Source organism: Rossellomorea vietnamensis, from assembly GCF_008180615.1.
Taxonomy (GTDB): Bacteria; Bacillota; Bacilli; order Bacillales; family Bacillaceae_B; genus Rossellomorea; species Rossellomorea vietnamensis_D.
On the sequence record NZ_VTEH01000004.1, the window covers coordinates 65,891 to 80,650 of the forward strand.

At 42.5% G+C, this 14,760-nt stretch carries 13 protein-coding genes; 8 read left to right on the forward strand and 5 right to left on the reverse strand.

Annotated elements, in window-relative coordinates; genetic code table 11:
• Positions 1-14: 14 nt before the first annotated feature.
• Complete coding sequence (locus FZC79_RS07550) at positions 15-1,055, forward strand: GGDEF domain-containing protein (protein WP_148946202.1); 1,041 nt, start codon at positions 15-17, stop codon at positions 1,053-1,055.
• Positions 1,056-1,268: 213 nt separating this feature from the next.
• On the opposite strand, the gene FZC79_RS07555 is transcribed toward FZC79_RS07550, so the two are convergent.
• Both FZC79_RS07555 and FZC79_RS07560 read right to left on the reverse strand, forming a co-directional pair.
• The gene (locus tag FZC79_RS07555) at positions 1,269-1,469 is read right to left on the reverse strand and encodes a hypothetical protein (RefSeq protein WP_148946203.1); all 201 of its coding nucleotides are present in this window, start codon (positions 1,467-1,469) and stop codon (positions 1,269-1,271) included.
• A 91-nt stretch (positions 1,470-1,560) separates the two neighbouring features.
• Positions 1,561-2,313: a plasmid pRiA4b ORF-3 family protein gene (locus FZC79_RS07560; protein ID WP_148946204.1), complete on the reverse strand. Its 753-nt coding sequence runs from the start codon at positions 2,311-2,313 to the stop codon at positions 1,561-1,563.
• A gap of 96 nt (positions 2,314-2,409) precedes the next feature.
• On the opposite strand from FZC79_RS07560, the gene FZC79_RS07565 reads away from it, so the two are divergent.
• Positions 2,410-3,321, forward strand: coding sequence for an acetamidase/formamidase family protein (locus FZC79_RS07565; protein WP_148946205.1), 912 nt, complete (start codon positions 2,410-2,412; stop codon positions 3,319-3,321).
• Positions 3,322-3,874: 553 nt separating this feature from the next.
• Here the strand turns inward: FZC79_RS07565 and FZC79_RS07570 are convergent.
• The 3 genes from FZC79_RS07570 to FZC79_RS23015 form a co-directional block, all read right to left on the reverse strand.
• Positions 3,875-5,551 (reverse strand): dihydroorotate dehydrogenase, encoded by a 1,677-nt coding sequence (locus FZC79_RS07570; protein ID WP_435873931.1) that lies wholly within the window; start codon positions 5,549-5,551, stop codon positions 3,875-3,877.
• 310 nt (positions 5,552-5,861) lie between these two features.
• Positions 5,862-6,782: a UDP-N-acetylmuramate dehydrogenase gene (murB, locus tag FZC79_RS07575; protein WP_148946424.1), complete on the reverse strand. Its 921-nt coding sequence runs from the start codon at positions 6,780-6,782 to the stop codon at positions 5,862-5,864.
• Between the two features lie 255 nt (positions 6,783-7,037).
• Positions 7,038-7,187: a hypothetical protein gene (locus FZC79_RS23015; RefSeq protein ID WP_187442683.1), complete on the reverse strand. Its 150-nt coding sequence runs from the start codon at positions 7,185-7,187 to the stop codon at positions 7,038-7,040.
• Between the two features lie 525 nt (positions 7,188-7,712).
• Here FZC79_RS23015 and FZC79_RS07580 point away from each other — a divergent pair.
• The 6 genes from FZC79_RS07580 (at position 7,713) to FZC79_RS07600 (ending at position 14,755) form a co-directional block, all read left to right on the forward strand.
• Positions 7,713-10,100, forward strand: a complete 2,388-nt coding sequence (locus FZC79_RS07580; RefSeq protein WP_148946206.1) for an LPXTG cell wall anchor domain-containing protein — start codon at positions 7,713-7,715, stop codon at positions 10,098-10,100.
• Between the two features lie 53 nt (positions 10,101-10,153).
• The gene (locus FZC79_RS07585) at positions 10,154-10,873 is read left to right on the forward strand and encodes a class D sortase (RefSeq protein ID WP_148946207.1); all 720 of its coding nucleotides are present in this window, start codon (positions 10,154-10,156) and stop codon (positions 10,871-10,873) included.
• A gap of 210 nt (positions 10,874-11,083) precedes the next feature.
• Entirely contained in the window at positions 11,084-11,554 is a 471-nt protein-coding gene (locus tag FZC79_RS07590; protein WP_148946208.1) for a hypothetical protein, read from the forward strand.
• Positions 11,555-11,652: 98 nt separating this feature from the next.
• The gene (locus tag FZC79_RS23825; RefSeq protein WP_262372182.1) at positions 11,653-11,787 is read left to right on the forward strand and encodes a hypothetical protein; all 135 of its coding nucleotides are present in this window, start codon (positions 11,653-11,655) and stop codon (positions 11,785-11,787) included.
• Between the two features lie 559 nt (positions 11,788-12,346).
• Complete coding sequence (locus FZC79_RS07595) at positions 12,347-13,588, forward strand: ABC transporter substrate-binding protein (protein WP_252183284.1); 1,242 nt, start codon at positions 12,347-12,349, stop codon at positions 13,586-13,588.
• 285 nt (positions 13,589-13,873) lie between these two features.
• Positions 13,874-14,755, forward strand: a complete 882-nt coding sequence (locus FZC79_RS07600; protein ID WP_187442684.1) for a carbohydrate ABC transporter permease — start codon at positions 13,874-13,876, stop codon at positions 14,753-14,755.
• The last annotated feature ends 5 nt before the right edge of the window (positions 14,756-14,760 follow it).

Consider the following 14,760-nt stretch of genomic DNA (forward strand, 5'->3'; position numbering starts at 1 on the left):
GGGAGAGAAGAGTTATGACAAACGCAATGCCGTTGTCACTTCAGAAATTGAAATATCGATTCTATGCCGTTTTGCTGCCGGTTTTTCTTTTGGTGGCTTCCATGGGCTGGTATGAGGAGTTTAAGAAGGCAGACAAGGATCCTGCTAACATGATCATCATGCCAACCCTGATTGTGCTTTATTTAATTTCCATCTTCGTTCTTTTTTTCAAAAAGGATTGGAGCGAAGCCGTCGAAAAGTTTATGATAATAGCTGTCTGTCTGGTAAGCGCCGTTAAATTCACATACGTGGTCACCCATGAACTGGAACAAACAATGTCCCTCGGCCCCTTTACTTTCTGGATGCCGATGTTTTATATGTTCCTGTTCTTTCTCCTGAACATCAGGTGGGCCCTCATCGTGACAGCAGCCACCTATGTCTGGTTCCTAGGTGTAGGAATTTACAAACTTCCCGACCTGATGGGAACGCCAGCCTCATTCCTGCTCATTCACTATTTTTTCGCTAATCTTGTTTTTCTTGTCACTCTGTTTTTCCTTCACACTGTGAAGCAAAGCTACATCAAAGCTGAGGTGCTCGAGGAAATGGCCAACACAGACTACTTAACCGGCCTTCCTAATAGAAGGAAGATCGATATGGAACTTATGAAAGGGTTGGAAACCCAACAGAAGCTCTCAATTATCTACTTGGATATCGATCACTTTAAACAAATTAATGACTCATACGGACATACCGCAGGGGATATGGTTTTGAAGGAATTCACCAACAAGACCCTGGAAATACTGGATAAGGAAGATCTGCTTGGCCGCTGGGGCGGAGAAGAATTCATGCTGCTGTTGAAAAATAGAGATATCGGGAAAGCCAAGCTTCTGGCTGAAAAAATCAGAAAGCATATCTCACAGCACGATTATGAAACCATCAATAGTCTGACCGCCAGCTTCGGAGTGGCTGAGCTGCAGGGGGGAGACACATTGGACAGCCTCTTAAACAGGGCAGACAAAGCCTTATATGAAGCAAAAAATAACGGCAGGAATCAGGTGGCCGTGAACGAACAATAATAAAAAAGCAGCCCGGTTTCGTTAGCCGGACTGCTTTTCTTATAGATAAGAAAGTATAAAATTTTTAGATTGAAAATTTGGCAGCGTTTTTGAATCCAGCTCCAGCGCCCAGCCCCTCGGGATCAAATAACCCCAAGAGAATAAAAGGAAAGGTCGTCTTTTTTTCTCAGGGGAACATTTGCCTGTGGGGGCTAAAAGGGACGCTTGCGCTTTTTATTCCTGATGCTCTTTAACAGCTACGTGCGTTACCTTATCCAATACGATTCGATACAGCACATTATCTTCCTTAAAATCAAAAAAATTCGAGTTGTTGCCGAAAACCTTATGAAGCACCGTTGCTTCCGTTCTTTCTTCTATAAAAAAGGTAACCGTGTTCTCATTATCAAAATGGAAGTCCACGCGGAAATTTTTCAAAGTCGTTATCTCCTTTCAAAATCGGATAGTCAATCATTACATTCCCGCTGAAAAAAGGATTAAACGTTAAGAGAGGAGATCACCGCTGGAATTACAAGGAAAACCGCTTAGAGTCCAGACTCTTCCTCAGCTCTTCGTTGGTTTCCTCAAGGTCAAAGTGCCCGGGGTCCTGTCCTTGGAGCAAGTCTCTGTAAAATTCAACCTTCTCCCCTTGGGCAGCCGGGTCATCCAAAAGCTTCAAGACATGCATATAGTTATGCACACCACCAACTGCTTCTGGAGGAGTTGCTCGCCGCCCTTTTAGACAGATGGGCTCAGCAGCTTCTTTGTCCTCAATTTTTTCCAAAAGAATTGTGTGTTCCCAATTGTTCGAGAAGTCATAGGTGTATTCCAGCTTTTGGCCCTCTTTCACTAGTACGTTTCCTATTAATGCTTCCTTGGATTCGTGAATTTTCCTGAAATTTGACGAGCTCTGCTCAACTTCTTCCTCCATCTCCTCAAAGTAGACATCACCATATTGAAAATCATAAAGATGAAAATTCGTCCACCCCATAGCAGCTTGAATGACTTCATGCAGCTGGTGAAGAGTAAGGATATCGGATACTAGCAGCCTTCTCCAAATAGGAGGTTTTGCTCCCTTTAGGGAAACTTTTAATTGAAGAGCTTTTCCATTTGTCTGTGCCGAATAATCGACAGCAGGAACATCTCCCCCTGATATTAAACTGAGAAGATCTGGATTCACCATTTGTTCAAAACGCTGCTGCTCCTCTTTATCCAGCTGTTTATATTCTTCTGATTTCTTAATGCGCTCTGCCACTTCATTAAGAATGTGTTTAAGATCCATTCGGGAAACCTCCTTTTCTACCTATTAAAACTTATTATAGGCAATTTTAAAAGAATTATAGTAAAGTAAAAGAAAATTCAGAAAGAAGGGATTTCATTGACCACTATCCAAAAAGAAAATTTCTTTTATTCTTTCAGCAAGGAAAATAAGATTAGCAAAAAAGTATCATCAGGCACAACTCTTATAATCGAAACCTATGACTGCTTTAAAGATCAAATCACTTCGGAAGAAACAGAACTGAAGAAACTGGACTGGAATCAGGTGAATCCGGCAACGGGCGCTGTCTATGTAGAAGGAGCAGAGCCTGGTGATATTTTAAAAGTGACAATCGATAATATTGAGCTCGCTGACAATGGGGTAATGATGGTCGAGCCCGGACTTGGCGTCATGGGCCACAGGATAGAAGAGTCTGAAGTGAAGATGATACCTATTGAAGGGAAAGAGGCGGTTTTTAACGATGAAATAAGAATTCCTCTTAATCCGATGATCGGTGTAATAGGAGTAGCGCCTGAAGAAGGGGAAATTTCCAATGGTACACCGGGAGCGCATGGAGGAAACATGGATACGAAATTGATAGCAGAAGGAAGCACGCTCTATCTGCCTGTTTTTCAAGAAGGGGCTTTGTTTGGTCTGGGTGATCTTCACGCCGCAATGGGAGATGGAGAAATTAGTGTATCCGGAATTGAAATAGCCGGGAAAGTGACCGTGTCTCTGGAGTTGGTGAAAGGCAGTTCCATACCTTATCCATTTGTTCAGAATGATGAAGGATTAGCTGTGATTGTCTCCAAGGAAACGGTGGATGAAGCAGCCAAGAGTGGAGTCGAAATCATGATCGATACTCTTTTACCGCAAACAGACCTCACTCTTAGTGAGTTGACAATGCTGTTCAGCGCAGCCGGACAATCGCAGATCTCTCAAATTGTAGATCCCCTTATGACAGCAAGGTATTTTGTTCCCAATTATTTATTGGAGAAAATAGGAAAGCCTGGTTTTCTGGTAGAAAGATAAATTGGAAAGCATAACTAGGCCGGCCGTTGACTATAGAAATAGAAGGTGTTCCCTCAGGCACTTTGCTTTAACATTGAGCGCTGGCTTATCGCTTTCAAAATGAACATTTTATCCTGTGCCGTAAGCATTCTCCAGCTTTTCACTTTAATCTTCATAAGAACCGCTCCTTTACTTTTAATGGTATTTATGGATTTCTTGATGAAGAACTGTATTTCATTTGGCCTAGTTTTTGGTTTATACGTTAATTACCCGTGATGAAAGACTGTATAAACAACAAAAATTCCTACAATTTCCGGGGAAATATGTCGAGAGAGGGGGGCTGCGGCGGGAATTAGAAGACTTGGTCGTATTATGAGTATCAGCGGCGGTTTTTTAAGGCGAAATATGCATTCTATTGTGGGATGATAGCAAACCACTCAATCTAAAGATAAACCATATTTATTTTCATAACAAAAAAGGGATGAAATCATGTAGGTTCATCCCCTCATAATTAGTGCTTCAGGTTTTCTACAGATTCGCCAGACTCATATGGCGTGAGCTCAAAGCATGACCATTACATATCCTCCACCTTATGAAAAAAACGATAAGTCGTCACAAGCCCGCCAAGATACAACCCTATTGCAAAATATGCAGGCAGTAAGTGGATGAAGCTCGTATAGCCAATCGCAAAGTGAACATAAAGTCCTGCAATGAACGCAGGCAGTCCGCCAAAAAGGAAGGTGTGCCAAATCCATTTCTTACCCTGTTGAAAGCCCCATAAAGCGAGCAGAAGAACGAGCAGACCGACACTTAACAAGGCACTTCCGAACCCGGCCCGGTCATGAGCGATAACCGGAATCAGCTTGCTGTTGAAATCCTCCAGCTGATTTGGTGTCATACATAAATAGAGAAGGTCAGTCGGAACGAAAACAGATGTTACTCCAAAAGAAGAAATAACAATTCCTCCTAGAACAAATGAAAACCCCAGCACCACAAATAAAAACTGTCCTATGAGTGATGCCTTCCAAATTGAATGATTCCGTCGGTTGCTGGAAGAAGGCGTCCCGGATATTCCTTTGGTTTTAATATAGCCATACATATAAAAGGGCAGCAGGACCAGCCAAAAAATTAAATGAAGCCAATCGAAGTAACCAAAACCGATAAACAGAAAGATCCCCAGAAAACCAAGGATAGCAGGGGCATCAATGGCCTGTTTTGCCCACTTTAACTGTTGTTTCACTCCATGCTTTGCCAGATTCATATAAACAATCCCGCCGGAAATCATCGTCCCTGCAAGCGTCATCCTGTCGTGGGCCATGAATAACATGATCCGCTCATTGTACGCCCAAATGTCTTCCCGGTTCATACCCAGAAACAGCTCGTCATAAGGCAATAAAATCGAGGTAAGACTGAATAACAGAGCTAGTAATCCTCCTAGAAAAATAAATAAACCGAAAAGCCAATAGGCAAACCAGCCTTGTGGCGGCGGGAGAGGCTGTTCTCTAGAAACGAGTGCTTCCTTAATCCGCTTTGTAAGCCCGGGACCTGAAAAGACATACCCCCCACTTAACATCACCAAGTCAGCGCCGGCATCCAACAGCTCCAAAGCATCTTGAGGTTCCAGTACCGAGCCTGAGGTGATAATTGTGTTGGAGAATCCTCTTTCCCGCAAATGTCTCACCTTCAGACTGCTTTCCTTGCTGTACTTTTCATGGAGCTCCAAGACGATGCCAGAATAGTGCTCCAAACTCTTAAAGTCTGCACTGCCAAAATCAGAGATAGAGAGATAAATTGGTTTCTCGGTGTTCAGATCAAAATGGGAATCCTCCACAACAAATCCATCAGCACTGTCCGCCAGCTGATCAATCATGTTTTGGACTTCTGGGGAGCTTCCAGCCAGCCTGATAAATAGGGGCTGCTTTCTCCTGACATTTCTTATTTTCTGTTTCACAAAATCCAGCCCAGCTGATCCTTCTACAGGAAAACGGATATAGTGGTTATCGCTGTCCACAACAGGAGAGCTGAGCGGATCCGAACGTAGTAGCGACACGGGCCCAACCTCGAGAAAGCCAAAACCTAAATTGGTAAAAGCTTTGGTTCCGGAAAGCTCTGGGTCCACCTTCCCGGAGAGTCCAACCGGGTTTGAAAAGGAGAGGCCGTCTATATTTCGGGACAGCGACGGAGCACTTTCTTCCCTGCCTAAAAAGTTAATGATATGAGAGCCAAACGGGAGAGTCGCAATGCGGTTCATCCCCCTATGTATAAATTTCCGTGAAGACACGGGTGAGACTTTATTTAAAATAGGTTTGAAAATAACATGGTAAGACCAATCGGGCATCATAAATACCTCGCAATCTAAGAAGCTTCCTCAATAGTTTACCATTTTTAGGGTTGGTATACGGAAGGGATTTTAAGGGCTAGGTAGTGAAAAAAACATACTCCCAGGCAGGTAACCAAGGGTTCAAGACAGCTTGAAAAAAGGGAGGCGGTGCGTTTCCCTAATTTTTTTTATAAGTTCCACAAAAAAACTGCGCATCTCTTGGATGCGCAGTTTCTCTATTTTAATCCAAATCCTCACCAATAATCCTTACTTCACGCTCAAGCTCCACATCGAACTTTTCTTTCACAGTCTTCTGGACATGCTCAATCAATGAGATATAATCCCTTGCAGTAGCATTGTCTTTATTGACGATAAAACCTGCATGCTTGGTGGAAACCTCTGCACCGCCAATGTTCGTGCCCTGCAGCTGGCTGTCCTGAATCAGCTTTCCGGCAAAGTAGCCGGGAGGACGCTTGAACACAGATCCACAGGAAGGAAACTCAAGCGGCTGTTTGGACTCGCGCTTATAAGTAAGGTCATCCATCACGGCCTTGATTTCCTGATACTCGGCAGGCTTCAGTTTAAAAGTAGCTTCCAATACAATATCGCCGTTATCCGGGATATTGCTTGTTCTGTAATCGAGGTCAAGCTCGGACGCTAAACGCTTCACAAGGTTTCCCTCTTTATCCACGACATAGGCATAATCAAGGACATCCTTGATCTCACCGCCATAGGCACCCGCGTTCATGTAAAGGGCGCCGCCGACTGTACCCGGAATTCCGCAGGCAAACTCCAAACCGGACAAGCTTTCAGCCAATGCCCTGCGGGAAGCATCAATTATACGCGCGCCGCTTTGCGCAACAAGTGTTTCCCCGTCAGTTGAGATGTCATCAAGGTGCTTCAGGTTAATGACGATTCCGCGGATTCCGCCGTCCTTGATGATCAGGTTGGATCCATTTCCAAGCAGGGTAAAAGGAATATTTTCTTCATTCGACAGCTTCACGACATTTTGAATCTCTTCATAAGTTGTCGGAGTGATGAAGAAATCCGCTTTTCCGCCAAGCTTGGTATAAAGGTGGTCTCTCAGCATTTCATCCACTTTTATATTTTCGGTCTTCACAACTTCCAATAATTTATCATGTATTTTCTTGTTATCGATCATAGATATCATTCCCATTTCAAGTTTTATTTCCCCTGTAGGTATATGACTTGCTACTCTCATTATATGCCTAATACCGCCTAAAGTTAAACGTTTTGAGGCAGGAAATTTTCCACAAGGTGCAGCTTGTTCCATCTTAATACATCCAGGGAAGATTTCAAATGGATATTTGTTCTTATGTATGTTTACATGCACATCACCGCTTTAAAGCACGAAGAGGGACTGTCCCTCTTCGTGCTTTAAAGCGGTAAAGGATTTCTAATCTCCTATGACTTTCAGCCGGTGATATTCAATCTTATTTTTTATTTTTGCTTTTAGTTCCTCGTCCATGCAGCCTTCCAAAATTGTCTTATTGTAGCCCAGCAGGAAGTTATGCCAGAAAGAGCGGAATTTGGTCAGGGTTTTCACTTTGAAAAACCTCCCTGTGCTGTTTTTTCTTTATTTTCACTCTTAGACAGCAGGTTAAACCAACTGTGTCATAAAGGTATTAAATTTTCGATCTTAGGAGAGGTCCATACTAAAGTAGGAGAGTTTTATTTGTTGTAGTAGGAAAAGACCGTTAAATTGGAGGTTCGTGCTTAATAAAGAAGAATTTTCACCTTTTTTAAGGACTTTTGGTTTATCCCCCTTTATGCCGGGTAATTCCTCTAGTGTAAGTTGCTTACTTCACTGGATAAATTAGTTAATTGCATACTCGTACATAACTATCTGAGATTGACGGAACATGAGTGTTATAACTATAAGACTAGTTTGCAGCTTGCGGAAATTACCAGAAAGGGAGGTTAATAGACTTAAAGAATTTCGATTTTATAATTGGATTATGAAATGCTCAAGAAAATGTTCTATGTGCAAAATCACCTTCATTTAAGCAAGCAAATCGACTTATGAAATTGAATATTATTATTACTTTTTTAGAGAAAAGAGGATGACTAGATGAAGAATAAATCAAAGATTGTACCGATTACACTCAGCACCTCCTTGGTGATGTTTAGTTTTGGAGCCATGCCAGCGGGCGCTGCTTATAATGGAGATGCAGCAAAAGAGAAAATTGAAGAAGCAGTGGATCAGGTGCTTGAAAACGAACAAGCTGAAGAAACAGCTTCAGATTCTGCAAGCCAGGAGGAATCTCAAGGAGGAGAGACTGAAGAAGCGCCAGTTGAATCTTCTCCAGAAGAGGAAGAAGCAGCAGTGGAAGAAACTGCACCTGAATCCTCTGAAAGTGAAGAGGCATCCTCTGAAACGGAAGAGAATGGAACAGAAGAAGAACAGGCTGAATCTGAAAATGAAGCTGAATTAGATGAAGAAACATCAGTTGAGGAAAATCCTGCGGATGAAACTGGCACCAATGAAGAAACGGAAAGCACAAAGCCGGAAACCGTTGACCTTGACACAAATTTTTCTTTTATAAAAGCTCTATTCAAAGGTCAGATCGAAGCAATGGCCCTTGTGAAGTCCGATGGAACAACTATAAATTTAGAATATAAAGCTGGGTATTGGTGTAACTTTGACTATACCGAATTACCTGCTATTAATGGGATTGAAATCACGGTAGAAGGTGTTACACACACTCTTTTATTTTCAGACTATCTAGAAGAAGTAAAAGCGTATATTTACAGCTGGATGGATAGTAATGTATCGTTTGAGGACAACACTTCAAACCTTCTGACGGATATCAACGTCGATCTTCAAGCTGATTTTGAAGTTGATGCGGCGAAATTGAAGCTTAGTGACGGTTCTTTTGTCGAATTAGATCCCCATTCCAACTTTGAAATTTTAGGTGAAACGGCAGTAGAAGCAGAGAGCGTAGTTGCTTTATGGCTGGTAATTGGCGGTAAAGAGTACCTTATCGATCTAAATGGCGAACAAGCCGTGAATGGCGTTCTGGAGATAGTGGTAGATGAAGAGGCTCTTGGAATTATGTCCAATGTAGTTACTAAGATTGACCTGAGCATTCCAGATGGTCTCGACCTGCAAGGATTGAAGTTGATTCTTGTTGATGGTTCAGAAGTAGAGCTTGAATCTCACGAAGAATTATATGTTTTGTTGAGTGAAGGCAACATTGAAGTCGAGCATCTTAAATCACTTTGGTTGTTGATCAATGGAAAAGAATGCACGATTGATCTGGAAGATACTACTCTTCTAAATGGTGTACTTACTATAAACATTGATGAAGATGACTTAGAGTTTCATAAAGTAACAGATCTTACTTTAACATTGCCTGAGGAGATAGAGATTGAAGAGGCAAAATTGGTTTTGGAAGATGAAACTACCATTGACTTAGACATCTCTGAAGGATTAAGTTTTGTATTGGAAGATATTTACCTTTCTGATATTTCAGCTTTATGGCTCAAGGTAGATGGTGAAGTGTTTACAGTGGATATCACTGAAGGTGATGAAGTGGAAGGTGTGCTGGAGTTCAACCTTGGAATGGATATCTTCTTTGACACTGTAACAGAGCTGGATTTAAACCTTCCTGAAGGGCTTGATGTTGAAGAAGCGAAACTCGTACTGGCAGACGGTACTCATGTTGACCTTGATTTAACTAAAGGATGGGCATTCTTATTTGAAGATAAAGAGTTTTATCTGCAAAATGTTTCTGCCCTATGGCTGATGATAGATGGCAAAAAGTGTCTTATCAATCTGGAAGACTGGAACTATGAACTTACAGATGAAGGTTATCTTTCTGTAACAATTACGGAAGAACTAATTGATTTGAATGAAACTCCTGAAGAAGAAACTGATATTGAGTTTCTTACTTGGATTAACATCAATCTTCTGGGCTTTACTGGAACAATCGACAGCGCCTTCCTGGTTTGTGGAGATCACGAACGCCTGGAGCTGGAAATCGTTGATGGCATGCTGATACTGGACCTGGAAGATTTAGAGCTTACCATGGAAGAACTTCTTCATCTAGAAATAGTCATTGATGGAGAAACCTATACAATCGAGTTCGATGAAGAAGAACTCAGCATTGTGGATGGAGAAGTAACAATCGACACAGACATCGAAGTTGTTACAGATAAAGATGTGGACACGGATACAGATACAGACAAAGACACCGACACAGACGTCGACACTGATGTGGATGTAGATACAGATACAGATACAGATACAGATACAGATGTAGACGCCGACACCGACACAGATACAGATACAGATGAAACACTGACAGGAAATACTGATTCCGATGACACGACCAAGAAGAGCGGTGTGCTTCCTTACACCGGTGAAAACAGTAATATGCTGTTCTATTTAATCGGCTTGTTCATTACTTCTCTAGGTGTATTCTCGTTAAAAAAGAAAAAATTGACTGAAGAATAAGTTAGGTAACAGGAGGGGGCTTTTCCTCTCCTGTTCTATTCATGAGGTGAACTATGAAAAAAGTAATTGCGTTCTTATTGATCTTTATCGGGCTTGGTGTCATGGTATATCCGAAAGCAGTCGATCTATATAGTGCCCAGAAACAAAACAATCTGATAGAGGACTGGGAAAATCAAGAGTATATCTCAGAAAGCACTCAGGCTAACTCGAACAGCTCCAATGAAGATACAGCCAAAAACAGCTATATCAATCTCGATTCAATATTCAATCCTGCTGCAGGAACAGCGGAAGCTGCTGAACCTGATTCTATAGAAGAAAGCCGGCAAAATACTGAAGAGGTTGAAGAGACAGAATCGGCCGAAGAAGAGAGCAAGCCTTTAAGTGACAGCATGCTCGGCATCATCACAATAGATAAAATCAATGTAAAACTTCCTATACTTAGAAGTGCGTCGCAATACCACTTAAAGTACGGGGCAGGCCACTTGTCAGGAACTGTGCTGCCTGGTCAGAAAGGCAACAGCGCAATCGCGGCCCACAGAAGCCGTGAATATGGAAAAATGTTCAACAGGCTGAATGAAGTTAGTGTGGGAGATGCGATTACCGTAAATACCAGAGATGGCAGCTATACTTACAAGGTGACAGATACTAAAATCGTAAAGCCTGAAGACTTGTCAGTGCTCAATAATACCACCGGAGAAACGCTGACACTCATCACCTGTGATACCCCGGAAAACCCGGTGAACAGACTTATAATAAAAGCACAATTGAAATAGAGAGCAGCTTCTAATCCGGAAGCTGCTCTTTTTTTTGTTCTACTGTTCGACAAAACCCGGGGCGTGACAGTCACGCCCCGGGTTTTCTTTGTCTCCAAGCCAGTCGCACACGATGAGTATTCGACAAATTCCGGGGCGTGACAGTCACCAATCATATCTTTGTGGGGGTTGTCATAAAAATAAACCAAGGCACTCATCAAGGAGGCTGTCATGCGGAGAAGAAGAAGCCCTTCATTGCCATTAATGGCCGGACTCGTGCTTTTAGTTTTGATCATGCTTCTTTTTCTGCGGTCTTGTACGGGTGGAACAGCGTCAGCAGGTTCTCCTGAGGATGCAATCAAAGAATTTTATGAATCCGAACAAGAGGCCGATTTCGGAAAGGCATGGAACTTATTTCATTCAGAAATGAAGAAGCGGTTTAAAAAGTCTGCTTATATCCAGACGAAAAACCACGTTTTCCTCGGCCATATGGGAGTGGAAACGTTCGAAGTGGATATCGGTGAAATGGAAAAACTGAAAGAATGGCAAATGTCCAAAGACGGTCCTGTATTTAAAGATGTCACGGCTGCTGAAGTCACCATGACCTACAACAGCCAATTTGGTGTATTGGAGATCGCGCAAAACTGCTACGCCGTCTTGGAGAAAGGGGAATGGAAGGTGCTTTGGGATTACGATTATTAATCAAACGTTTGATTAATAAAAAAATATCAGAAATAGGGTTTTAAAACTGTGTGTCCGGGTAACTAGAAACTAACTTTTTTATAGGAGGGTGAGAAACTGTGACAATGTTATTTATGAAAGCGCGTGAAATGTTTGAACAAGACGCCAAGCGAACGGAAAAGACTGGTGATGATTTATCAGCCAATCGTGTATATCGCAGCAAACCTTCACCCATGGGCTTTAAAAAGAAATAACCTATAACTTTACAAAGAATAACCAGCCCAAAAACAGGTCTGGTTCTTTTTTTGTTTATTTTTAGATAATGCTAAGTGTAAAAAGACTTTTACTTTGGTATCTTATATTACCTTTTTGTCCTTTTATAAAGAAGAACTTGGCGGAAAATCACTAACTTTTAAACTTACAAAAATCTTCGCGAAAGCAATCTAAAAGCATCGCCCATTGTGCAATTTTTAAAAATTAGTCGTATTATAGAGGAAAAATTGTCATAAATTTAATTTTTTTGAAAATTCATGTTTTGGAGAAGGGATAGCAGGGTAATGAAATAATTAAGAACCGGCAAGGTATGAGAGGATTGCTTTTTATGAAGGGTACGATACATAGGGAGATATACATAGAAAAGGTCTGGAAATCTTGTCGGAAAAAAGGAAAAAGGGGGATTTGGACAATTTTACCGACTGAATGCTCAGTCATTTTTACCTCATGATACATACTTCTCAGAATCCATTTTTAATGCAAATCTATTTAGTTTATTAGTACCCACATTAAACAAACATAAACAAAGGGGATGTCAAAATGAAAAAGCCATTATCATTGGTACTGATGTTCATTCTGCTGGTATCCAGCTTTCTTGCGGGATGCTCTTCTTCTGAAAGCGGATCGGCAGACGGTGCAAAGGAAATCAGCTTTATTCACTGGCGGGGGGAAGATTCTGAAGCTTTTAAGGAATTGATCAGCCGCTTTGAAGAAGAAAATCCGGATATCAGCGTCGGAATGACTGTATATCCTTCTGAAAAATATCAATCTACTGCCCAGACACTGCTTCGTGACGGATCGACTGGTGACGTATTCACCGCCTTTCCTGGATCTCAATTTGAAATCATTCAAAAGGCCGGTCTGTTCGAAGACTTAACGGGAGAAGAGCTGGTAGGCAACTTTAACGAAAACTTGATTGATGCAGGCCAATCGGATGGAAAGCAATTGGCGCTGCCGCTTCAGCTGGTCTACAACCAGCCTGTCTATAACAAGACGCTTTTTGATGAGCTTGGCCTTGAGCCGGCGGATGACTGGGAAGGCTTCCTCGAGCTTTGCCAGACGCTGAAAGATGAAGGCTATACGCCTATCGCATTCCCGGGAGCAGATATCGGCCCTGGGCAAATGATGAATCCTATGATGATGAACAATGCGCCTGAGGGTGTCTTCGGTGACATGATGAACGGCGAAACAGAACTGACGGATGAGTGGTGGGTCGATACACTGGCTCAATTCCAGGAACTCATGGATAAAGGATATATCGGCGAGGATGCGCTTGGCATGAAGCATGAAGGAGCTATCGCTCAGGTTGCCCAGGAAGAAGCAGCAATGCTCGCAACAGGTTCTTATGCCATGGCGAACATCAAGGACTTGAACCCTGACCTTGAGCTGGGCTTATTAGCACCTATCACGGTTCCTGCCGATGAAGCGGAATTTGAAGGAATCCACACAACTACTTTCATGCTTGCCGTCAACAGCATGTCAGAAAATAAAGAGGAAGCCAAAATGTTCATCGACTTCCTGTCACAGCCGGAAAATGCCGAATATTACGCCAATGAGACAGGACAAGCCCTAACGATTCCTGATGTGAATTATGAATCTGAATCACTGAAGGCAACAGAAGAATGGATGGACAAAAACACCCGCTTCCAGCCTCGTTACCTGATTCCTGATGCAGACGTAGAGAAAGCGGTCATTGCTTCCATTCAAAATGTATTGAGCGGCGCAGACCCGGAAGCCGCTGCCCAGGAAGCTCAGGAAATCGTTAACCAAAAGATACAATAATATCTGATTGGGGAGAGAGGGAGACTCTCTCTCTTCCTGTTACTTAGGAAATGATTTGGAACATTTGCCTGTCGGGGCTGATCAAGGCGCTTACGCTTTTGTTCCGTAGGGCTTCAGCGCCTGAGGGTCCGTACCCACTGGAACGGACTTAGCCCCTCGGGGTCAAATAACCCTCAGAGAAATAAAAGGAAAGTTTTATTCTCTGAGGAACATTTGCCTGTCGGGGCTGGACAAGGCGCTTACGCTTTTGATACATAATGTTTTGAGTTTGAAGGAGTGGGTTCAATGGATCTCAAGAAAAATAAAGCCCTGTTTCTGTTTGTGCTGCCGGGCCTCATATTATATTCCATCTTTTTTATTTACCCGACATTTTCAGCGCTGTTCTATTCGTTTACCGATTGGGACGGATTGACGCCTGATTATAACTTTGTCGGAGTGGAGAACTACATAAATATCGTTACGAATGATTCGATTTTTGCGAAAGCACTTGGAAACAACGTAAAGTTCATGTTGTTTGTTGTTGTTTTTCAAACCTTATTCTCACTTGTCTTCGCCCTATATCTCGTGAAAAATACAAAGACGAATGTCTTCTTGAGAGCACTATATTTCTTCCCGACCATTCTCTCATCCGTGTCGGTAGCGTTCATCTGGTCATTCGTGTATGACCCGAACTTAGGAATCTTAAATACCTTGCTGGAGAGAGCCAACTTGGATTTTCTGACACATAACTGGCTGGGAGACCAGGACATTGCGATTTTCTCGATTGCAGTGGTACAAGTCTGGATGCATACCGGGCAGATGTTGATTATTTTTGTCGCTGGACTTCAGAATATTCCGAATGACCTCTACGAAGTAGCTAAAATTGAGGGAGCTTCCAAGTGGCAGCGGTTCCGTTTTGTCACCTGGCCGCTGGTCGCACCAGCCGCAACCATCGTCGTTGCCTATACAACAATTCAGTCCTTCAAGGCGTTCGACCTGATTTTTGCCATGACTCGCGGAGGTCCAAACTACTCTACGGAAATCCTGGCAACCTTAATTTATTCAACAGCATTCCGAAGCTTTAAATTCGGTTATGCTTCAGCGGAATCCGTCATTTTCATGATTGTGATCGCCGTCATTACCATCATTCAGTTCAAAGTGCTGCGTTCAGACAGAGCAGTAAGCTAATAATT

Coding starts and splice junctions, on each gene's coding strand:
- FZC79_RS07570 (WP_435873931.1), bottom strand. CDS start 5,551: ATGAACCGCATTGCGACTCTCCCGTTTGGCTCTCATATCATTAACTTT.
- FZC79_RS07595 (WP_252183284.1), top strand. CDS start 12,347: ATGAAAAAGCCATTATCATTGGTACTGATGTTCATTCTGCTGGTATCC.
- murB (WP_148946424.1), bottom strand. CDS start 6,782: ATGATCGATAACAAGAAAATACATGATAAATTATTGGAAGTTGTGAAG.
- FZC79_RS07560 (WP_148946204.1), bottom strand. CDS start 2,313: ATGGATCTTAAACACATTCTTAATGAAGTGGCAGAGCGCATTAAGAAA.
- FZC79_RS07600 (WP_187442684.1), top strand. CDS start 13,874: ATGGATCTCAAGAAAAATAAAGCCCTGTTTCTGTTTGTGCTGCCGGGC.
- FZC79_RS07580 (WP_148946206.1), top strand. CDS start 7,713: ATGAAGAATAAATCAAAGATTGTACCGATTACACTCAGCACCTCCTTG.
- FZC79_RS07550 (WP_148946202.1), top strand. CDS start 15: ATGACAAACGCAATGCCGTTGTCACTTCAGAAATTGAAATATCGATTC.
- FZC79_RS07590 (WP_148946208.1), top strand. CDS start 11,084: ATGCGGAGAAGAAGAAGCCCTTCATTGCCATTAATGGCCGGACTCGTG.
- FZC79_RS07585 (WP_148946207.1), top strand. CDS start 10,154: ATGAAAAAAGTAATTGCGTTCTTATTGATCTTTATCGGGCTTGGTGTC.